16 protein-coding genes and 1 tRNA gene are annotated in these 23,459 nt (G+C 32.7%); 15 read left to right on the top strand and 2 right to left on the bottom strand.

The features are described from left to right. The 10 genes from AADI82_RS04385 to AADI82_RS04340 form a co-directional block, all read left to right on the top strand. On the top strand, positions 1-402 hold a 402-nt coding region (locus AADI82_RS04385), incomplete at its 5' end, for a hypothetical protein (RefSeq protein WP_341215241.1). Between the two features lie 20 nt (positions 403-422). Beyond that, the gene (locus AADI82_RS04380; protein WP_341215240.1) at positions 423-1,664 is read left to right on the top strand and encodes a hypothetical protein; all 1,242 of its coding nucleotides are present in this window, start codon (positions 423-425) and stop codon (positions 1,662-1,664) included. Positions 1,665-1,790: 126 nt separating this feature from the next. After that, positions 1,791-2,573, top strand: coding sequence for a hypothetical protein (locus tag AADI82_RS04375; RefSeq protein WP_341215239.1), 783 nt, complete (start codon positions 1,791-1,793; stop codon positions 2,571-2,573). 137 nt (positions 2,574-2,710) lie between these two features. Beyond that, positions 2,711-5,215: a type I DNA topoisomerase gene (gene topA, locus AADI82_RS04370; RefSeq protein WP_341215238.1), complete on the top strand. Its 2,505-nt coding sequence runs from the start codon at positions 2,711-2,713 to the stop codon at positions 5,213-5,215. 3 nt (positions 5,216-5,218) lie between these two features. Next, positions 5,219-6,385: a formimidoylglutamase gene (locus AADI82_RS04365; protein WP_341215237.1), complete on the top strand. Its 1,167-nt coding sequence runs from the start codon at positions 5,219-5,221 to the stop codon at positions 6,383-6,385. A 162-nt stretch (positions 6,386-6,547) separates the two neighbouring features. Continuing rightward, a complete protein-coding gene (gene gldK, locus AADI82_RS04360) occupies positions 6,548-7,906 on the top strand; it encodes a gliding motility lipoprotein GldK (RefSeq protein ID WP_341215236.1) in 1,359 nt (452 codons plus the stop codon). Positions 7,907-7,993: 87 nt separating this feature from the next. After that, positions 7,994-8,629 carry a gliding motility protein GldL gene (gene gldL / locus AADI82_RS04355; protein ID WP_341215235.1) on the top strand — a complete coding sequence of 212 codons (636 nt, stop codon included), beginning with the start codon at positions 7,994-7,996 and terminating at the stop codon, positions 8,627-8,629. A gap of 47 nt (positions 8,630-8,676) precedes the next feature. Further along, positions 8,677-10,236, top strand: a complete 1,560-nt coding sequence (gene gldM / locus AADI82_RS04350; RefSeq protein WP_341215234.1) for a gliding motility protein GldM — start codon at positions 8,677-8,679, stop codon at positions 10,234-10,236. 43 nt (positions 10,237-10,279) lie between these two features. Then, positions 10,280-11,170, top strand: a complete 891-nt coding sequence (gene gldN / locus AADI82_RS04345) for a gliding motility protein GldN (RefSeq protein ID WP_341215233.1) — start codon at positions 10,280-10,282, stop codon at positions 11,168-11,170. 187 nt (positions 11,171-11,357) lie between these two features. Next, positions 11,358-12,398 carry an FAD-binding oxidoreductase gene (locus AADI82_RS04340; RefSeq protein ID WP_341215232.1) on the top strand — a complete coding sequence of 347 codons (1,041 nt, stop codon included), beginning with the start codon at positions 11,358-11,360 and terminating at the stop codon, positions 12,396-12,398. A gap of 111 nt (positions 12,399-12,509) precedes the next feature. On the opposite strand, the gene AADI82_RS04335 is transcribed toward AADI82_RS04340, so the two are convergent. Beyond that, the gene (locus AADI82_RS04335; RefSeq protein WP_341215231.1) at positions 12,510-12,893 is read right to left on the bottom strand and encodes a DUF983 domain-containing protein; all 384 of its coding nucleotides are present in this window, start codon (positions 12,891-12,893) and stop codon (positions 12,510-12,512) included. Positions 12,894-13,050: 157 nt separating this feature from the next. On the opposite strand from AADI82_RS04335, the gene AADI82_RS04330 reads away from it, so the two are divergent. From AADI82_RS04330 to AADI82_RS04310, 5 genes are all read left to right on the top strand, one after another. Then, positions 13,051-14,961 (top strand): ATP-binding cassette domain-containing protein, encoded by a 1,911-nt coding sequence (locus AADI82_RS04330; protein ID WP_341215230.1) that lies wholly within the window; start codon positions 13,051-13,053, stop codon positions 14,959-14,961. A gap of 95 nt (positions 14,962-15,056) precedes the next feature. Beyond that, on the top strand, positions 15,057-15,881 hold the full coding sequence (locus AADI82_RS04325) for a Two component regulator three Y domain protein (protein ID WP_341215229.1): 825 nt from the start codon (positions 15,057-15,059) through the stop codon (positions 15,879-15,881). Between the two features lie 79 nt (positions 15,882-15,960). Further along, positions 15,961-16,143: a CPXCG motif-containing cysteine-rich protein gene (locus AADI82_RS04320; protein WP_341215228.1), complete on the top strand. Its 183-nt coding sequence runs from the start codon at positions 15,961-15,963 to the stop codon at positions 16,141-16,143. A 119-nt stretch (positions 16,144-16,262) separates the two neighbouring features. Continuing rightward, a tRNA-Met gene (locus AADI82_RS04315) sits at positions 16,263-16,335 on the top strand. Positions 16,336-16,727: 392 nt separating this feature from the next. Beyond that, entirely contained in the window at positions 16,728-20,069 is a 3,342-nt protein-coding gene (locus tag AADI82_RS04310; RefSeq protein ID WP_341215227.1) for a glycoside hydrolase family 2 TIM barrel-domain containing protein, read from the top strand. A gap of 206 nt (positions 20,070-20,275) precedes the next feature. Here the strand turns inward: AADI82_RS04310 and AADI82_RS04305 are convergent. Further along, positions 20,276-23,459 (bottom strand): glycoside hydrolase family 2 TIM barrel-domain containing protein (locus AADI82_RS04305; RefSeq protein WP_341215226.1); only part of this gene is annotated, 3,184 nt, incomplete at its 5' end.

Here is a 23,459-nt window from a genome sequence, read left to right as displayed (position 1 = left end):
ATGTGTTTTATGAATACACAATGCGAAGATGAAAATGATGATTTTTTTATTAGTGAATGTGATTTTGAAACCATCATAAATAAATCTAAATACGACAATTTAGAAACTGCAAATTTTACATTCGTTAAGACCGAAATAATAGATGATTGCTTACATATTGAAATAAGTGCTTCTGGTTGCAATGGCAATAGTTGGGAGTTTTATTTATTTGATTCTAGTGCTATAGCAGAGTCGTCTCCAGAACAGCGTTACTTAAAACTTCAATTAATTAATAATGAAGCATGTTTAGCTGTTTTTAAGAAAACAGTTTCTTTTGATTTAACACCATTACAAATTAATGGAAGTAAAGAAATTATACTAAACCTTGAAGGCTTAGAATCTTCATTGAATTATAAATATTAAAATTTAAAAAAAGAATCGCCATGAAATTAAAATTTATTTTTCTAACCTTAATCTTTGTTAGCATAGTATCTTGCGATAAAGACGATACAGATTACGAGTTTGTAACTGTAGCAACTCCAGAATTAATGAGTAAATCTGTTTTTAGAAATTCTGTTGAGGTAGTTGTGCCAAAAAATATTGAGGAAGCCGGTAAAATTTATACTTATAGTAATTATATTTTTGTAAGCGATGTAAACAAAGGTATTCATATTATTGATAACACAAACCCTAAATTACCAAAACCAATTAAGTATATTGTAATTCCTGGAAATGAAGATATTTCAGTAAGGGACAATTTTTTATATGCGGATAGTGCTACAGATTTGTTGGTTTTTGATATTTCTGATATTAATGAAGTACATTTAGTAGAGCGATTAGAGGATGTTTTTACCATTTATAATTATCAAATTCCTGTCGAAGCTCAAGCGGTAGATTATAGTAATTTTGATTATGAAAACCATATTATTGTGGGTTGGACAACCAAATTAGAACGTCGTAAAGTTGTTGATGAATCAAGTATTGATATCGTTTTTAACGATACTGCATTAAATTCTGGTGCCAGCGAATCTGTAACGGGACAAGGCGGCTCTTTAGCGCGTTTTCAAATTGTTAACAATTATTTGTACACAGTTGGTAGTTATGAAATGACAATTTTTAATATTGAAAACCTGTCATCTCCAAATTTAGTTACTAAGCAAAATGCTGGATGGAATATAGAAACTATGTTTCAAGCCGATGGTTATTTGTATTTAGGAAGTACAAATGGCATGTATATTTACAGTTTGTCTAATCCAGCAGCGCCAGAGTATGTTTCAGATTTCACACATTGGGAAGGTTGCGACCCAGTAGTTGTAGACGGTGATTATGCTTATTTAACGTTACGTGGCGGGAATTTATGCGGACAAGACGAGAGTGTTTTAGAGGTTATAGATATTAGTGATAAAACAAACCCAACTCTAGCAGCAAGATATGTGCTAGAAAACCCCTACGGTTTGGGTATAAAAGACAATATGCTTTTTGTTTGCGATGGTATCGCAGGATTAAAACTATTTGATAAAACAAACCCATTAAATATTAGTATTAAAAAAGCCTATAAAAACATTCAAGCAACCGATGTTATTCCGTTAGAAAATAATTTGATAATGATAGGCGGAAAAACATTATATCAATACGAATATGGTGATAACGAATTGAAATTAATAAGTTCATTTTCTTTGAATTAATATGAGAAAAAATAGAATAAAAAATCCTGCTTTTATGTAGGGTTTTTTATTTATACAAGATAATTTCTTGTTAAATATGTTATAAAGTATTTACTTTGAAAACATATACTAACCAAAACTGAAAATATGAATACCATTACTAATTTATTAGAAAAAATTGAACGCGCCAAAGAATTAGATTTCGGAACCATCTTTAGCGAATCTATCGAGCTATTTAAAAAGACTTGGTTACAAGGTTTTTTACTTCAATTATTTACAATTATAGTTATGCTACCATTAATTATTGTTTTATACGTTCCAATGATAGGAATGATAATTGCACAACAAGAAAGCGGATATGCAGACCCGGAAGCATTTAATGGTTTTTTTGCTGGGATGTCTATCATATACATACTTTTTGTTGTTGTTGGCGTTTTTGTTTTAGGAGCTATTTCTGTAGCATTAAATGCTGGGTTTTTTAAAATGATGAAAAAGCTAGATTATAACGAACAAGTTGCTACCTCAGATTTTTTTTATTTCATAAAAGGGAAGTATTTAAGTAAAACCTTTATGATAATGCTTGTTACTATTTTAATAGCTATTCCGTCTGCATTATTGTGTTACATTCCATTAATATATGTAATGGTGCCAATGTTTTATTTTGGGATGATATTTGCATTTAACCCAGAATTTAGTGTTGGAGAGATAGTAAAAGCAAGTTTTAAGTTAGGAAATAAAAAATGGTTGCTGTCTTTTGGATTATTTGTAGTAAGTTATATATGTGTAGCAGTTTTAACAATGCTAACTTGCGGATTAGGTGGCTTATTTTTACAAACTTTTTTGTACCATCCAGCATATTTAATTTATAAAAAAGTTATAGGTTTTAACGAAACAAGTGCTATTGAAGAAATAGGAACCATAGTCGAATAAAATTTTAAGAAAAAACAAAAAGTCTGCGTTTTTAAGTAAAAACGCAGGCTTTTTTTATTAAATAATTCACAGATTATCCATAAAAAGTTACAGATAAACTTTTTTTCATATACATTTGTAGCTTCAAAAAATCAAGTATGGCGAAGAATTTAGTGATTGTAGAGTCACCTGCTAAGGCAAAAACTATTGAAAAATTTTTAGGAAAAGATTTTAAAGTAGAATCTAGCTTTGGGCATATTTCCGATTTACCTTCAAAGGAATTGGGAGTAAATGTTGATGGTGATTTCAAACCAAAATATGAAGTTTCTAAAGACAAAAAAGCAGTTGTAAAAAAGCTTAAAGAATTAGCTAAAAAAGCAGAAATGGTTTGGTTAGCAAGTGATGAGGATCGAGAGGGAGAAGCCATTGCATGGCATTTAGCCGAAGCTTTAAAGTTGGATAAAGACAAAACTAAACGTATTGTTTTTCACGAAATTACTAAAAGTGCTATTCAAAAAGCTATTGAAAACCCAAGAGGTATAGATTATGATTTAGTTGATGCACAACAAGCACGTCGTATATTAGATAGAATTGTAGGTTACGAGTTGTCTCCTGTGCTTTGGCGAAAAGTAAAAGGCGGTTTGTCAGCAGGTCGTGTGCAATCGGTTTCGGTGCGATTAATTGTTGAAAAGGAAAGAGAAATTCAAGGCTTTACACCTGTAGCATCATATCGAATTGATGCTGAATTTTCAAACGAAGACGGACAAACATTTAAAGCAAAATTACCTAAGAATTTTTCAACTAAAACTGAGGCTCAAAAATTCTTAGAAAAAAATATTTCGGCAGATTTTAAAGTAGCAGATTTACAAAAAAAACCAGCTAAAAAATCACCTGCAGCACCATTTACAACTTCAACATTACAACAAGAAGCATCACGTAAATTATACTTTTCGGTAAGTAAAACCATGACGATGGCACAACGTCTTTACGAAGCTGGTTTAATTACCTATATGAGAACCGATAGTGTAAATTTATCTGATGAAGCAAGAAAAGGCGCAGAAGCAGAAATTAAAGCGGCATTTGGTAACGAATATAGTAAACCAAGAAATTATAAAGGCAAAGCAAAAGGTGCACAAGAGGCGCATGAGGCCATCCGACCAACCAATTTTGCGACACATTCTGTTAATATAGATTACGATCAAGCTAGACTGTACGATTTAATTTGGAAACGTTCAATCGCCTCGCAAATGAGCGAAGCAGAATTAGAACGTACCAATGTTAAAATTAGTGCTTCAACACATAAAGAAACATTTACAGCAAACGGAGAAGTTATTACTTTTGATGGGTTTTTAAAAGTATATTTAGAAGGTACTGATGATGAAGATGTTGAGCAAGAAGGCATGTTGCCAGCAATGAAAACTAACGAGACTTTACTTAATAATTACATTACGGCAACCGAACGTTATACACGCCCGCCAGCAAGATATACTGAAGCTTCTTTGGTTAAAAAATTAGAAGAATTAGGTATTGGTCGTCCGTCTACTTACGCGCCAACTATTTCTACCATACAAAATAGAAATTATGTTGAAAAAGGTACTGTTGAAGGTGAAGAGCGTAACTATTCGCAACTCACTTTACAAAGTGGTGTAGTAAAAGATAAATTGCTATCAGAAAAAGTAGGCTCAGATAAAGGAAAACTAGTTCCAACAGATATAGGAATGATTGTTACCGATTTTTTAGTCAATCATTTTGAAAGCATTTTAGATTATAATTTCACAGCAAAAGTTGAAGAAGATTTTGATGATATAGCAGATGGTAAAGAAGATTGGATACAAATGATGAAATCGTTTTATAAAGATTTTCATCCACAAGTAGTTGATGTTCAGGAGAATGCTGAAAGAGAATCTGGAGAGCGTATTTTAGGGAAAGACCCAGAAACAGGAAAACAAGTTAGTGTGCGTCTAGGTAAGTTTGGGCCCATGGTGCAAATAGGTACTGTTGACGATGAAGAAAAACCGCAATTTGCAAGCTTAAGTCCAGACCAACAATTAAACTCGATTACCTACGAAGAAGCTATGGATTTATTTCAGCTTCCAAAAAACTTAGGGGTTTACGAAGGAGAGGAGATTTTAGTGAATAATGGACGTTTTGGACCTTACGTGAAATTTGGAGATTCATTTGTATCGCTACCAAAAGGTGTAGATCCTTTAAGTGTAGAATTGGATGAAGCTATTGTTTTAATTAAAGAAAAACAAAAAGCCGATGCGCCTATATATATGTATAATGATTTACCTGTGCAAAAAGGTAAAGGACGTTTTGGACCATTTATAAAGTGGAACAATATGTTTATTAATGTGAATAAAAAATATGATTGGGATAATTTATCTGATGAAGAAATTGTTGAATTGATTGAAACAAAAATTCAAAAAGAGATAGATAAAGTTATCCATAATTGGGAAGATGAAGGCATTCGTGTAGAAAAGGCCCGTTGGGGAAGACACAATGTTGTAAAAGGAAAAATTAAAGTAGAATTAGCTAAAACAGTAGATGTTACGGATATGACACTAGAAGAGGCTAAAGCACTTATTGAAGCTAAAGCGCCAAAGAAAAAAGCAGCTAAAAAGAAACCAACCAAGAAAAAAACAACTGCAAAAAAGAAATAATTTATGAACTTTAATTTTCTCTCTCCTGTTTCAGATTTGGTGTTGGCGCATAACGAGTTGCTATCATCACAAGCTTTAGGACGAAAATTACGAATTCATTCAACTCAAAATGGTATTCCAGAATTGGAAGATGTTAATATTGCTATTTTGGGCGTTTTAGAAAACAGAAACGATGTTAATTATATAGGAGAAGAGTTTCAGCTTAATGAAATTAGAAAATCACTTTATGCACTTTTTCCTGGTAGTTGGAATACCACAGTTGCAGATTTAGGTAATATTAATAAAGGCGAAAGTGTAGAAGATACTTATTTTGCTTTAAAAGAAGCTATTACCATATTAGTAAAAAAAAATATTATACCACTTATTTTAGGCGGCTCGCAAGATTTAACCTATGCCAATTATAGAGCTTATGATGCTTTAATACCTATGGTTAATATTGTAAATGTAGATAGTAAATTTGATTTAGGAGATTCAGAAAAACCAATAAAGAATAATAGTTTTGTTGGTAAAATTATTTTAGATGAGCCTTATAATCTATTCAATTACGCAACCATAGGTTATCAAACGTATTTTAACTCGCAAGAAGAAATAGATTTAATGGATAAGCTCTATTTTGAATCTTATAGGTTAGGTCAAGTTTCAAAAGATATAACCATTGTTGAACCTGTATTGCGCGATGCTAATATTGTAAGTGTCGATTTAAGTTCTGTAAAAGCATCTGCACTCAGTTTAAATCAAAAGTATTCACCCAATGGTTTAGATGGAAAAGAAATCTGCGCCATAGCGCGTTATGCAGGGATAAGTAATAAGGTGTCGTCGTTTGGAATTTACGAGTATAAACCATCTAAGGATGATGAAATTACATCGATGTTAATCGCTCAAATGATTTGGTATTTTATTGAAGGTGTAAACTTTAGAGTAAAAGATGATGATTTTTTAGATGAAAAAAACTATCAAAAATTCATTACTTTAGTAGACGACCAAGAATTGATATTTTACAAGAGTATAAAAACAGGTAGATGGTGGATTGAGATTCCTTTTTTGTCAGAAGTCAATAATAAATTAAAAAGGCATACGTTATTACCTTGCATGCATCAAGATTATTTAGATGCCTGTAAAAATAAGATACCAGATCGCTGGTATAAAGCATTTCAAAAAAATTGTGTCTAATATGTAAAGTATGATCAAATAGTCGATTTCATCGGTAAAATGTATTTTTTTTACGATGAAATGTAATTTATTTGTAAAAAAAGTTGTTTTTTAAAAAATATATAAATATGTTTACGCTCTCAAAATGAAGCTTAAATAATTAACCTCGAGTTTTCTATGGATATGAAGAAGTTTATTTTATTAACTGCAGTATTAACATTATTAGCTAGTTGTGGCTCCAAAGATAGGGGAGAGCTAGTAGGTGTTAAAGGTAAAAAATGGCATCCAGAAAAGCCTTATGGAATGGAACTCATTCCTGGTGGCGCATTTATTATGGGTAAAGCTGATGATGATCTTGCCGGAATACACGATGCTCCAGCAAAAACAGTTACTGTTAGAGCACTTTATATGGATGCAACAGAAATAACTAACAGTGAATACAGACAGTTTGTTAATTGGGTAAGAGATTCTATTGTTAGAATGAAACTTGCTGTGCTAGCTGATGAGGTTGGTAAAGTTCCAGAAGATGGCGGTATTGGTGAGTATGCATTTAAAGATGCAGATACAGCCAATATGTCTGTTTACGAAAAGTATATGTTTGAAAATTATACAGGTTTAGGACCAACTGGTTATGAGGGTAGAAAAATAAATCATGACGTGGATTTAATTTTCGATACTGATGAATATCCAGATGAGTATTACACTGAAGTTATGGATACGATGTATTTGCCATTAGAAGAATCTTATAATGGACAACGTACTTGGGATGTAAAAAAGTTTAAGTTTCAATTCAGTCACATGGATATTCAAGAAGCTGCGAGAAATAGAGGTATAAAACGTAAAGATGTTATTATTAAAGAAGAAATAGAGGTGTATCCAGATACAACAGTTTGGATTAGAGATTTTGCTTATTCGTATAACGAACCTATGCACAACGATTATTTTTGGCATGATGCATACAGCGAATATCCAGTTGTAGGTTTAACTTGGAAACAAGCTAAAGCATTTTGCGAATGGAGGACTATAAACAAAAACTCGTATCAAAAATCTAAAAAAGCAGCATTTGTAAATAGATTCAGATTACCATCTGAAGCAGAATGGGAGTATGCAGCAAGAGGTGGATTGCAAGCGGCAACGTACCCTTGGGGAGGCCCTTATACGAAAAGTGACAGAGGTTGTTTTATGGCAAACTTTAAACCAGTACGTGGAGATTACGCTGCAGATCAAGCATTATACACTGTAGAAGCAAAATCTTATGAACCTAACGATTATAACTTATATAATATGGCTGGTAATGTTTCAGAATGGGTAAATGCATCTTACGACCCAAATTCTTACGAATATACATCAACAATTAATCCAAGTGTAAATGATAACGACAATCAACGTAAAGTTGTAAGAGGTGGTTCTTGGAAAGATGTAGCTTACTATTTACAAGTAAGTACAAGAGATTACGAATATGCAGATTCTGCAAGAAGTTATATAGGTTTTAGAACAGTACAAGATTACATGGGGACACAGGTAACAGGTAAGAAACCTTAATAACAAATAAATTTAATCAAATCAATAATCAAAACTATTAATTAACCTACTTAAGTATTACTACTTAAAATTAAAAACCGAAAAATTATGGCACAGTCAAAAGCAAGTAAAAGATTTATGAATATGGCTTACGGATTAGGAGCATCAATTGTAATTATTGGAGCACTATTCAAAATTATTCACTTTGAAATAGGTCCTTTAACAGGTAATGTTATGTTAACCTTAGGTCTTGTAACCGAAGCAATTATTTTTGCTATTTCAGCATTCGAACCTGTAGACAACGATTTAGATTGGTCGTTAGTTTACCCAGAATTAGCTGGAGGGCAATCAGATAAAAAAGAAAAAGAGAACCCACAAGGTTTATTATCTAAAAAATTAGATGAGTTATTAAAAGATGCTAAAATTGATGGCGAATTAATGGCAAGTTTAGGTGATAGTATTAAAAACTTTGAAGGTGCTGCAAAAAATATTTCTTCAACTGTAGATTCTGTTGAAGCTTCTAAAAAGTATGGCGAAGAGTTAACATTAGCTGCTGCGCAAATGGAGTCTTTAAACAGTCTTTATAAAGTACAATTAGAAAGCATTAACAAACAAGCTACTATTAATGAGGAGTCTGTAGAAAATGCCTCTAAATTAAAAGAGCAAATGCAATCTTTAGCGTCTAACTTATCTTCATTAAATGGAGTATATGGTGGTATGTTATCTGCAATGAATAAAAACTAATTAGTGGGTTAACCCAAATTATTAATTAACCAAAAACCTAATTAGACATGGCAGGAGGAAATTTATCACCACGACAGAAAATGATTAATCTGATGTATTTAATATTTATAGCAATGCTAGCTTTAAATATGTCAAAAGAAGTGCTTTCAGCCTTCGGATTAATGAACGAAAGACTTGTAGAATCTAATGAAGCGGCAGAAGAGCGTAACAATAGTTTTGTAGCAAGTTTAAACTTAAAGGCAGAAGAACAGCCAGAGAAATATAAACCTTTAAAAGCTGATGCTGAAAATTTGCATAAGTTGGCAGCAGATTTTGATAATTATTTATCAGAATTAAAAGGAAAAATGACCGCAACAGTTGATGATCCTACAGATTATGAGATTATGGATAAAGGTGATTATTTAGATGAAAACTTTTTTAAAGGCGATAAACTTAAACCAGAAGGCGAAGAGTTTTTAAATCAAATAACTACCTTTAGAGAAGGCGTTGTTTCTATATTAGAAGGAAAAAAGGGTATGGAAAACATTATCCAAGGTGTAAAAGATAAATTTAACACTGACCCTGTAAAAAGAGATATTGGAACACAAGATTGGTTAGATTACCACTATAAAGGGTTTCCTTTAGTAGCATCGTTAACTAAAATGACACAGTTACAAGCAGATATTAAAACGACTGAGTCTGAAGTTTTAGGTAATATGTTACAGGGTACGCTTTCTAGCGAAGTATCTATGACCAACTATACTACATTAATGGAAACAACAAAATCTGCTTATTTTAACGGTGAGCAATTTGATGGACAAATTGTGTTAGGTCGTAAAGATGCTTCTACTAAACCAAGTAGAGTAGAATTAACTTTAGATGGTAGACCATTATCTGAAAATCAATATACTATTGAAGATGGTAAAGTGAAATTGAAGATAGGAACTGGTGGCGTAGGCGAACATAAAATTGAAGGTAAATTAATTTTTGCTCAAGATGGAGAAGAAATTGAAGTTCCAGTAAACTCATCATTCGCTACAGTTGCTAAACCAAATGCTGCAACCATTTCTGCAGACAAAATGAATGTAGTATATAGAGGTGTTAAAAACCCAATGACTATTTCGTTTGCTGGTATTCCAGATAACAAAGTAACAGCTAGTGCTCAAGGATTATCTAGAGGTTCTGGTAGTAGTTATGTAATGGATGCTACAAGAATTAAAGGAAGAGAAGTTACTATTAACGTAACTGGAACATTGCCAGATGGAGGTAAAGTAAGTGATAATGCTAAATTCAGAATTAAAGATTTACCAAAACCAACAGGTACTGTAAGAGGTGAAGATGGTGCATTAAAAATGCAACGTAACAGTCTTGAAATATCTACTATTGGTGCTAAATTTGATGATTTTGATTTCGAATTACCATTACGTGTTACAGGTTTTAAATTTAAAGTTCCTGGGCAACCCACAATAAATGTTAATGGAAACAAGTTAGATAGTAGAGCAAAAGGTGCTTTGCGTAAAGCTAAACGTGGTTCTGGAATTCAAATATTTGATATTGAAGCTAAAGCCGGTGGAGTTAGCGTAATACTTAAAAAAGTATCTCCAGTATTTGTTGAGCTTACAAACTAGAATGCATAAAAGGGGTAACTCTAATAATTAAAAAAGTAAAAAAATGAACTTAAAAAGTTTTTTATTAACCGTAGTAACTGTTTTTACAGTGTCTGGTGTTTTTGCGCAAGCAAATATATTGAATGCTAAAAGTCCAGACGAAATTGGAGTAAGAACAGAGGCGCAAAAAGCAGTCGATAACGACAAACCATTAGAATATGGTTATGTTGACGACAGAGATGTTCTTTTTTCTAAAATGGTTTGGGAAAAGATTGTTCTTGATGAGCGTTCTAACTTTCCGTTGTACTATCCTATAGATACTAATAATATTGGTAGTGATAGACGTTCGTTGTACGATGTACTTATGAAAAGCGTGAAAAACGGTAAAATAAAACATATTTATGATGATTCGTATTTTACAACTAAAAGAACTTTAAAAGATATTGAAGCAGCTTTAACAATGAGGGATACTACAGAGTTAGGGATCGAGCAAATTAATGCTGGAGAAGAGCTATCTCCTGAATATATTATCAGACGTGATATAGCTGCTGCCGATATTAAAGAATATCACATTAAAGGACTTTGGTATTTCGATAAGCGTCAAGCCGAAATGAAATACAGATTATTAGGAATTGCACCAGTGGCACCCGATGTAAATTTTATTGATACAGACGAGCCAGATTTAGTACCTCTTTTTTGGGTATTTTTCCCAGATGCTAGAGAAGTATTGCACGAAGCAAAATCGTTTAACAACGAGAATAGCTCAATTCCTTTTTCTTTCGATCATATATTGAATTCTAGACGTTTTCATGGCTATATTTATAAAGAAGAAAACGTTCAAGGCGATAGGAAAATTAGTGAATATGTATCTGAAAATGCATTAATGCAATTATTAGAATCTGAGCGAATTAAAGATAAAATTCGAGATTTCGAATTGGATATGTGGACATATTAAGTCGCATAAAATAAATATTAAAAAAAAGGCTGTCTGAAAAGACAGCCTTTTTTTGTTCCTCCCCTTTTTAAGGGAAGGTGTCCGAAAGACAGAAGGGTTTTAATCCTCTTTTTTATCATTCCTACCTTTTAATTTCGCTCAAGATAAACTATGGCAGGAACCTATTTTCTGAGTATCTTCGCAACCAATGCAAGTAGATTATATTATAGTAGGCATCGGTTTAGCTGGTATTAGTTTTTGCGAACAATTAAAAACTAATAACAAAACATTTGTTGTTTTTGATGATAAATCGCAACAATCATCTATAGTTGCAGGTGGTTTGTATAATCCTGTGGTGTTAAAACGGTTTACATCGGTTTGGAAAAGTAAAGAGCAATTACAGATGGCACTACAGATGTATGCTAATTTAGAAAAAAAATTAAATGTAAAGTTAGATTATAAGATTCCGGTGTACCGAAAATTTGCATCGCTTGAAGAACAGAACGATTGGTTTACAGCTTCAGACAAACCACAACTTGCTGAGTATCTTTCAACCAAAATTATAAAAAACGAAAATGATTTTATTGCTGCACCTTTTGGTTTTGGTGAAGTATTACAAACGGGTAGGATTGATGTAAAATGTTTGATTGATGCTTGCAAAAATGAACTTTTAAAAGAGCATATATTTTTTGAAAGTGTATTTGATTATAATCAAATTGAAATTTTAGATGAAGGTATTCTGTATAAAAGCATAAAATCTAAACATATTGTATTTGCTGAAGGTTTTGGGGTAGTTAAAAATCCTTTTTTTAATGCATTACCATTAGTACCAACAAAAGGCGAACTATTAATAATTAAAGCACCAGATTTAAAAATCAATTATGTTTTAAAAGCTGGTGTATTTTTAATTCCATTGCAAGACGATTTATATATTGTTGGTGCCACTTATGAATGGGATGATACATCTAACAAAACTACAAATAAAGCTAAAGAAGAACTTTTAACTAAACTTAAAAAGCTAATAAGTTGCCCGTTTAAAGTGGTTAATCAAGTTGTAGGAATACGGCCAACGGTAAAAGATAGACGCCCGTTAGTTGGGCAACATGTTACACATAGAAGTATGTTTGTATTAAACGGATTGGGTACACGAGGTGTTATGATTGGGCCTTATGTGGCAGAACAACTTTATAATTTTATTGAAAACGATGTGCCTTTAGAAAATGAAGTTGATATTAAACGTTTTGATTAGCGTTAGGGATTGAACGGTTCGACTGCGCTCACCGCAGGCTAAATGTTTGAGCTCGCCGACGAAAGGAGGAAGCGAGTAGTGAAAGCCCGACCTTTAGGTAACGCCCAAAAATTATTTTTTAGCTAAATTTTTGTCGTAATGCATAAAAAAGTTAATCCAAATATTTCTGGAAAGCCTTAAAATTACAGGCATAAAAACAATTAGTGTCGCTATTATTGAGATAAAAATAACATGTATGCTCGCCTTAAAAATAAAAAATGAAATTACAAAAGCTGCGGTAGCAAAAGCAATACCAACTGGGTAACTTACATACATGGAGCCATAGAAAAAAGAAGGTTCTATTTTATATTTTGTACCGCAATTTGAACAACTTTCGTTCATACTTAAAGCTTCAGAAAGTATGTACGGATTCTTGTTTTTAAACATAGATTCTTCGTGACATTTTGGGCAAACACCTTTGATAATACTATATAATTTATTGCCTTTTTTAAACATATATTTTAATGTACTTTTGCATTCGCAATTATAGAAAAATTATTTCTCGGCTTTTCTGTCGAGATTTGCTTTTAAAATTGTTATTCTCACAAGGGCGAGAATCTAGAACAAAAATAAGCTTTAATAATAAAGTGTATATAACATAAGTTACATTTCTATGATGAATATTCATAATTTATCGATTTCATTTCAAGGCGAATACTTGTTTGAAGACATTACTTTTAAACTTGGTAATGGCGACAGAATAGGTCTTATTGGTAAAAATGGTGCAGGTAAATCGACGATGCTTAAAATTTTATCGAAAGAAATGGAGCCAGATTCTGGACAAATTGCAGCAGATAAAGAACTTAAAATTGGCTTTTTAAAACAAGATATAGATTTTGTTTTAGGACGAACAGTACTTGAAGAAGCGTACGAAGCGTTTACTGAAATTAAGCAGTTAGAGGCTAAAATGGAAGCTGTAAATACGCAAATGGCAGAGCGTACCGATTACGAGAGTGAAGGTTACCATCAATTAATGGTTGATATAAACGAGCTTCAACACCAATACGAAATTCTAGGAGGATACAACTACCAAGGCGATACCGAAAAGATTTTGCAAGGACTTGGTTTTAAGCGCGAAGATTTTAATAAACTAACCGATACCTTTTCTGGCGGTTGGCGTATGCGTATTGAGCTAGCAAAATTATTGCTTCAAAATAATGATATCTTACTTTTAGATGAACCAACAAACCATTTAGATATAGAATCTATTATTTGGCTTGAAGGATTTTTAAAAAATTATCCAGGAGCAGTGGTAATTGTATCACACGATAAAATGTTTTTAGATAATGTAACCAATAGAACTATTGAAATTTCGTTGGGTAGAATTTACGATTACCCGAAACCGTACACCAAATATTTAGTGTTGCGTGAGGAATTAAGAACGCAACAATTGGCATCTCAAAAAAATCAGCAAAAACAAATTGAACAAACCGAAAAGCTTATTGAGAAATTTAGAGCAAAAGCCTCAAAAGCGACCATGGCGCAATCGCTTATAAAGAAGCTTGATAAAATTGATAGAATTGAAGTAGATGAAGATGATAATAGTGTGATGACGCTTAATTTTCCCGTATCGATAACTCCAGGTAAAGTAGTTGTAGAGGCCGAAGACATTTCGAAAAACTATGGCGATAATCAAGTTTTAAAGCACATTGATTTACTAATTGAACGCGATAGTAAAACGGCATTTGTTGGGCAAAACGGACAAGGTAAATCGACACTTGCAAAAATTATTGTTGGCGATATTAAATATAATGGGCATTTAAAGTTGGGGCATAATGTACAGATTGGATATTTTGCTCAAAACCAAGCAGAGTATTTAGACGGAAATAAAACCGTGCACGATACGATGATTGATGCTGCAAACGAAACTAATAGAAGTAAAGTGCGAGACATTTTAGGCTCATTTTTATTTAGAGGCGAAGAGGTTGATAAATATGTTCGTGTTTTATCTGGAGGAGAGCGTAATCGTTTAGCACTGGCTAAATTAATGCTACAACCATTTAATGTTTTAATAATGGATGAGCCCACAAATCACTTAGATATAAAATCTAAAAATGTTTTAAAAGAAGCCTTAAAGCGATTTGAAGGGACTTTAATTCTAGTATCGCACGATCGTGATTTTTTACAAGGGTTAACCAATAATGTTTATGAATTTAAAGATCATAAAATAAGAGAATATTTAGGTGATATTGATTATTATTTAGACCAACGTAAAGTTGAAAGTTTACGTGAAGTTGAAAAACGAACTATTGTAAAAGAAACTCCTAAAGTAAAAAAGCAACAATCTTACGACGATCAGAAAAAGATAAAATCTTTAAATAATAAATTAAGCAATGTTGAGTCTAAAATTAATCAATTAGAACGGGAGATTAAAGCTATTGATGTATCACTCGAAATTAATTATGAGGAAGTAACATCTCAACCCAATTTCTTTGAAAATTATCAAAAAAAGAAATCCGATTTACAAGATTTTATGCAAAAATGGGAGAACATTCAGCTTGAAATCGAGCAGTTTGTCGATTAAGTATGTTAAAATTTAGTGTATTTCATCGAATAAAATAGTTTTTAATCTAGTTATAGCCTACTTTCGTAAGAGAATTAATCCCAAATTTATTCAAGATGAAGACTTTAAAACTTATAGTTGTATGCTTTTTAGTGTCAGCATATACTTTTGCTAATGTTTCCTCAAACGAAAAAGAAGCACTAATAGCTATATACAATTCAACAAACGGAAGTGAATGGAACTCTACATGGGACCTAAATGCATCTGTTGATTCTTGGTACGGTGTTACTATTGAAGACAGCAAAATTGTAGAGCTTAATTTGCCTTTTAATAATCTACAAGGAAATTTACCAAAAGAAATTGGAAATTTAACTTCGTTAAGAAAATTAAACTTTGGGTTTAATAAGCTTTCTGGAAATATTCCAACAGAATTGGCAAATTTAAAAGCGTTAACTTCTTTAGAATTATTTATGAATAGTTTTGAAGGCGAAATACCATCAGAACTTGGGAGTTTACAAAAATTAGAATCATTAAAATTATATAGCAATAAGCTTACTGGTAATATACCAATGTCTTTAATGAATTTAACAAATTTGAAAGAGCTTTTATTAGGAAGTAACTTTTTAACAGGAACAATTCCAAATCAAATTTATGCTTTATCTAAATTAGAAAAACTAAGTGTAATGGATAATAAAATGGATGGAGAAATACCTGTTGAGATTGCACAATTAACACAATTACAAGAGTTACTGTTATCTAGTAATAAATTTACAGGAACCTTACCAATGGAGTTTATGAACTTAACTAAGCTAAATACATTCATGGTAAGTGATAATAATTTGAATCAAGAATATATTAGTGTTTCTGGAAAAAACCCACCTAGTTTAATGCATTTAGAATTGCAAAATGCAACAGCTACAATGGATATAGAAAAAGATTAGTTAGAATAAAGTTAGTTTCATAAATTAGTAAAGTAGATAATAATAATTTATTATCTACTTTTTTTAGTTTCTATTTTAAATGAAAGAGCATTATTTTACATGTCCATATTGTTGGGAGAATATTTCTATGTTATTAGATAATTCGGTTTCAAAACAAACTTATATTGAAGATTGTGAAGTGTGTTGCAACCCCATTCAAGTTTCTGTTCAATTTTTGAATTCAGAATTAATAGATTTTCAGATAAATAGCATCGAACAATAACTTTTTTGTTTTTTATGTTTGCTAAAGTTAAAAAGGATTGTATATTTGCATTCCGAAATGATTTGGTCGGCATTATGAACCGAAAGTTAAAAGCTAAGTAAATTATTTAAAGATTACATCGCGGGATAGAGCAGTAGGTAGCTCGTCGGGCTCATAACCCGAAGGTCACTGGTTCGAGTCCAGTTCCCGCTACTAAACAGGTTAGGTCAGCTTTATTGCTGACCTTTTCTTTTTTATCCTAAATTTGTAATTTATTTATGTATTTGATGTCAGGTTTTAAAATATGTTCCTCATCGTTTAAATAATATTTTGTCTTTTTTTTATTAAATTAGTTTTAAAACTATGTTTGAGTAAATGTGCTAATCTTAAATCTTGCTCTCAAAAAAGGAATAGGGAGTGTGATTTTGTCAAAAAAGACTATGAATTGGTCAAATACATCTTTAAATTATATTATTATATATAATTGTTTTTTATTGCGATGTAGATAAAATAATAGTTTTTCTATTACAGTAGCTCTTTTCTTTAAGAGAGTTATTGTTTTATTAGTAAGAGTGTTTAAAGTAAATAATTAGATGATTACGAAAATGAATTCAATACAGAAATTGATTTTACTTATAATGGTTTTTATACAACTTATAAGTTATGGTCAAAAATTAGAACCAATTAATAACTACAAAGATTACATTGAAAATGAAAAAGTTATTTCTGAAAATAAACTAGATGCGCATAACTCTTTTGTGTCTTATACTTCTGAAAGTAATGCTTTATCCAGTAGTGCAACTTATCAAAAATCATTAAATGGTATTTGGAAATTTAAGTGGGTTAAAAACCCAAAGGATAGACCTACAACATTTATGAATTTGGATGAAGATGTAAGTGGTTGGGATGACATTAAAGTACCTTCTAATTGGGAAATTGAAGGATTTGGTATTCCAATTTATGTGAATCATCAATATGAATTTGCCGATTACAAGGCACCAATAGCTAATGATATTGAATTTATTGATGGAGTTTATCCTAAGAACCCTGGTAATGTGCCTGATAATTATAATCCAGTTGGTTCGTATAAAAAATCATTTAATTTAGAATCTACTTGGGAAAATAAAGAGGTGTTTTTACATATAGGAGCCATGAAATCAGGAGGTTTTGTATGGATAAATGGCACTTATATTGGGTATTCACAAGGAAGTAAATTACCCGCTGAATTTAATATTACTAAAGCTCTAAAAATAGGAGAAAATAGTATAGCCATTCAAATTTTTAGATGGACAGATGGTTCTTATTTGGAATGTCAAGATTTTTGGAGAATAAGTGGTATTGAGCGCGACGTTTATATTTATGCACAACCTAAGGTTCGTGTTCAAGATATTGAAGTTAAGTCTGTTTTAGATGGTGCATATAAAAATGGCATTTTTGAATCATCAGTAACTATTCAAAACCATAGTTCAAAACAGCAATCAATACAAGTTAGTTACAAGATTTTAGATGAACAAAGTAAAGTTTGTGCATCTAACATTATTAAAACGAAGGCTTCTGCAAATAAAAAGCATGTTGTTAATTTTAGTGGAGTAATTAAAGACGTAAAGCAGTGGAGTGGAGAACACCCAAATCTTTATACATTGATAGTAGAAATAAAAGATAAAAAAGGAAAAGTCTTAGAGGTTATTCCCCAAAAAATAGGTTTCAGAACTGTTGAAATAAAAGGAGGATTACTTTTAATAAATGGGCAACGTATTACGTTAAAAGGTGTAAATACTCAAGAACATAACCCAGAAACTGGTCATGTTGTTGATGAAAAACAGATTTTAAAAGATATACAACTTTGGAAAGAGAATAATATTAATGCTGTTAGATTGAGTCACTATCCACAACAATCTAAGTTTTATGATTTATGCGATAAGCACGGGATTTATGTGGTAGATGAGGCAAATATTGAGTCGCATGGTATGTATTATGGTAAACATTCTTTAGCCAAAAAAGAAAGCTGGGAAAAGGCTCATGTAGACAGAATGATACGAATGGTAGAACGCGATAAAAACCATCCTTCAGTAATTATTTGGTCCATGGGTAATGAAGCAGGAAACGGAATTAACTTTTATGAGGGATATAAAGCCATAAAAGCACATGATGTTACAAAGCGCCCTGTGCAATATGAAAGACCCTATAAAGATACTGATGGTAATTTGTTGGATATGGATTGGAATACGGATATTATAGTACCTCAATATCCATCTCCAGCCACTTTTGAGTATATAGGAAAACACAAAACTGATCGACCTTTCATCCCTAGTGAATATGCCCACGCCATGGGGAATAGTACAGGGAATTTTCAAGATTATTGGGCTATTATTGAACAATATGATAATTTACAAGGTGGATTTATCTGGGATTGGGTAGACCAATCCATTTGGAAAACCAACGCAAAAGGCGAAAAGTATTATGCATATGGTGGCGATTATGGAGAGAATATGCCAACAGATAATTCTTTTTTAAATAACGGGATAGTATTTCCTGACAGAACTCCGCAACCCGCTTTGCACGAAGTAAAAAAAGCCCAAGAGTTCATTAATTTTAAGGCTAGAGGTTATTCGAAGCAAAACGAACTGCGTATTTATTTAGAAAATCTATATGATTTCACAAATTTAAATCAGTTTAATTTTTTAGTTGAAATAAAAGCTGATGGTAAAATTCTAAAAAAATTACATATTGATTCTGTTGATGTTGAACCACATATTGGTAAAATGTTAAGAGTGAGTTTAAACGATATTGATTATAAAGATAATACCGAGTACTTTCTTGAAATAAGTGCATTAACCAAAAAAAAATGGGGTTTATTACCTAAAGACTTTCTTGTAGCTCACGAACAGTTTGAACTTGATGTAAAATACAAAGCATCAATGTCTAGTACCGAGGTAAATTTTGAGCTAGAAGTAGATGAACATAATGAAAGCATAACTGTTTTTAATAAGGACATGAGCTTGGTGTTTGATAAAGGAATTGGACGTATAACATCTTTTGTTTATAAAGGCATGGAGTTGTTAAAAGACGGAAAAGGACCAATTCCAAATTTTTGGAGAGCACCTACAGATAACGATTTTGGAAATAAAATGCATCTTAAAAATATAGAATGGAAGAAGGCATCATTATTTCTTAAAACCTCTAAAATTAACGTTTCTAAATCAGATAAAGGAACGGTTGTTTTAGATGTAGCATATAAGTTGCCAGGAGTTGAAACAACATATGTGTCTAAATATACTATCCATGGAAATGGTGTTGTTAAAATTGAAAATACGCTCAATACAACCAATTATAAAGCTGATATTCCTAGGGTTGGAATGCGTATGCAATTATTACAAAAGTTTAATAATATGACCTATTTTGGTAGAGGTCCTTGGGAAAACTATCAAGACAGAAATAGTGCTTCATTTATAGATTTATACAAATCTAAAGTTGAAGAACAATATGTGCCATATATTAGACCACAAGAGAACGGTTATAAAACAAATGTACGTTGGGTGGCTTTATCAGATGAAAAAGATAATGGTTTATTGGTTGTCTCAAATAATGTGAAAAAAGGATTAGGTATAAGTGCATTACACGTGCCTAATGAAGATTTTGATACATCTGTAGGGTTAAACTATAATACAAAAACTAATATAGATGAAGCGTATCAAATAGATGGTATTCCTGAAGTGAATGCGTCAAAACATACTATTGATATAAAACAGCAAGATTTAGTGCAATTAAATATTGATTTGGAGCAACGTGGTGTTGGTGGAGATGATAGTTGGTATGCTAAACCACAGGAGCAATACTTAATATTTGGAGATAAAATACATCAATATAGTTTCTTTTTGATACCATTTATAAATTTTACTAAACAAGATATGGTAAGCCAATCAAAGTTATATGTAAATAAAGACTAGCATTTAATCTAAAGAATTCTTCTACGCTCTGCGTTGGTGTAAAAGTGGAAAGTTTAAATGTCTTAAATTTTATGTCTGAACAAAGGTAAGAACTCCAAAACCCTTGGATACCTAATGGTGGTATTCAAGGGGTATTGTTTAATTGGTTTCGAAAACCGAGTTAGTAATACTTATTTTTATATTGTTGTTTTAAAAATCATTAATATTTACTCTTTACTTAGGACTATTTTAGAAATCATTAAATTACCTCCTTTAGAGACATTGGTTTTTAAAACGATTTTGCCATCGTTACTGTCTTCCCGCATGACGTGGAATTTCACCCATTTTCCTTCCTTACCTTGGTGTGCGTCCAGTTTTAATTTTCGCCCTTCAAATTCTAAGAAACCTTCTCGTTCCTGATTGTTCCAATCGTTAAACTGAACATAAAAAGTGCCTAAAATGCCATCTGGACAATTCACTTCAATCGTCATGTTTTCTCCGTGCCATGCAGTAACATTGCTATCTTTCCATACACCACTAGCTTTGACTTTGTATTTTGTGTCTTTAGATACTTCAACAACATCTAAATCTTTGGACCAACGTTTGCTAACGTTTTGTTCCTGTAGATTTCCTCCAGCATCTACTTGAAGAATAACATTCTTAAATGCGCTATCAGCATTCACATTTTCTACTTTCGGTATTAAAGGGAATAAGTTCTTTAAAAAACCAGCATTCACTTCTTGGCTGGGAGCAAAATCAGCTGTTTTCATGTATTCGATTAAACTGTATTTTAACTGTTTTGCAACGATATTCGTTTCGTTATTGATATCGAATCCGCAAACCAATACGTGTCCTTTTCCAACTTTAAACTCAAAAATGGCGCCTTCTTTGTTATTGCGATGAAAATCATCTACCACTTGAGCTATGGGTTTGTAATTGGCAGGTAAACTATTTAAAATAAACCCTTTATTGTTTTTGAAGGTTTCCCATTGCCAGTCGCTATGGTAAGCTGTTGGGAAATGCTCGAAAGCAGGGTGTTCGTCCTTTAAAAGCAGGCCAATACTGGTTTTGCCTTGACCCGGGAAAAAGGTGAGCGACCAGTATAAAGGATAAAAACCAACAGGGGTGCTGTTTTCTGCAGTTCCTAAATTGTTGGCGACCAGTAAGACCTTAGCGCCATTCTCCAAAGCGGTTAGCGTTTCTTTGTTTAGGTTTTCTGCAATAACAATATCCTTAGGCTCTTTTGCAGGTAATTGGGTGGGGTACACCCAAATATTCCACTCATTTTTAAAGGGCGTGTCTTTTAGTTGAAGGGAAATGTTTAGTTGTTCTGCTTTATCGATGTTGCTTAACGGAAATGTTATCTGCCCTACATCTATTAACGAGGCAATAGCCACATCTTTTATAGGCCATGTTTCACTTTTTAAGATGTCTCCTTTTGAAGAACGAATCGTCATTATAATGTCGCCATTTTTAATAGCGGCATTGTCATGATGCGATAATTGCGTCTTGGCTTTAAAAGTTTCGTCATTAGACCAAACAAATTTTTCCATTCTTAAAAGCGGAACGGTTACATCGAAATGCTCCCTGAATTTTTCTGGGGTAGTGATGCCTTTACTTTCCCAATGAGCATCTAGCCAGCCTATTAAGGCTTCACCTTGTCCTTGGTAGTCCTGGATGCTTAATAGTTGAACGCCGGCGCAACTTTTGGTTCTTAAAAACGATTCGGTTTCGTATTTGTACATGATTTGGTTTAAAGCCCCCGATGCCATTTTAAAATCCTCATCTTGGTCTACAATGCCATTTTTTTCGGCAACAGCTTTAAATTCTTCAAAATTTCTAGCTTTTAAAACGCCTGTGTATTTGTCTATTTCTTTCCATGATGGATATACGGGCCACTGACCAATTTCGTGAGCGATAATAGGAATGTTCATTTGGCTATACACGTCTTCAAAATCCCAATCGGTACTAGCGCCGTTTAATCCTCTGGTACGTCCTACATTCGGGATGTAATGGGTTGCCATATAATCGTCTACATCCATGACTTTTCTAGCTGTAGAAGTGGCGTACAAACGTCTTGGGTCTTTCTTTTTAAGGTCGGCTATCCAGCCTTGCATCACATCAAAATCTGAATTCCCCAGTTCGTTTCCAATACAAAACATGGTAAACGATGGATGATTGCCGTAAAAATCGACCACACGATTCATTTCTGCGATAACAAATTTATCACGTTCTGGATCTTTTCCTAAGCCTTTTGGATACCCTTTAGTGTCCATTTCTGGGCGCCCCCTTACTTTCATATCTTCGCTCATCCACCAGTCTATCCATATTGAGGCTTCTGCTTGCATGTAAATCCCCACTCTGTTGGCTGCTTTAAAAGCGGCTTCTGGCGGACACCAAGAATGGTAGCGTACATGGTTTAAACCATAATCTTTATAGATTTTAAAAATGCGTATCCAATCTTCAACTTTAGTAGAAGGATAGCCTGTTAAAGGAAAATGGACACAATCAAGATTTCCCCTTAAAAATACGGGCTGACCATTAACGGTTATTTTTGTGCCGTCGTGTGAAAATTGAACAAATCCAAATTCGGTTTCGTAAGTATCCTTGCTTTTTTTGGTCTTTAGTTTCACTTTAAGGTTGTAAACCTCAGGATTGAATTCGGACCATTTTTCTAATGCGCCTTTGAGGTCTAAAGTGATTTCTTTTTTGTTTTGTCCTAACTCTAGTTGTTTGGTAACTTCGGTTTTGTGTACTACAGCATTTGATGTTATAGATATGATCTCCATACAGATTTCTGCCTTTTCCTTTAAGGCTGCTTCTATTTGAAGCTCGATTTTTAACTGGTCTTTATCTACAAGTGAAAACGTACGAATCGATGTGATATGGGTGGGATCTTTGGCTTGTAATTCCATTTTACCAACTACGCCATTCCAAATGCTCTGGGTGTATTCGCCGTAGGCATGGCCTTTATCACCAATATTATGAATGGTATCATTATTAACGCGAATGGCAAGTTTGTGTTTGCCTGGTTTTAATTTTCCAAGCTTATGGATGTGCGGTGTGCCTAAAGCGTCTTGTGTGCTTAATCTTTCACCATCAATGAAAATTTGGGATTCCCACAACACACGCTCTAAAAAAACGTCTATATTTTTATTTTTCCATTTTTTCGGAATGTCTATGTCTCTTTCGTAAACAGCAACGCCAATGTATTTGTGGGTTTGTGTTAAAATACCAAAATCTGAGCCTTCGGTTTTTTCACCGTAACCAGCCTCGGTAAGTGAGCTCGGTAAATTGATAGGCTTTTTGCTGTCGTCGTTGCTTTGATTTAAGTGAACGCTCCATGTGCCTTGTAAGTCTATCGTATTTTGTGCATGAATGCTCGATACTAACACAATAAATAAAGCGATT

Origin of the sequence: uncultured Wocania sp., assembly GCF_964021735.1 — a bacterium.
Classification (GTDB): Bacteria; Bacteroidota; Bacteroidia; order Flavobacteriales; family Flavobacteriaceae; genus Wocania_A.
The sequence above is the reverse complement of the archived record's forward strand: the minus strand, read 5'-3'. Positions and strand labels throughout refer to the sequence as shown.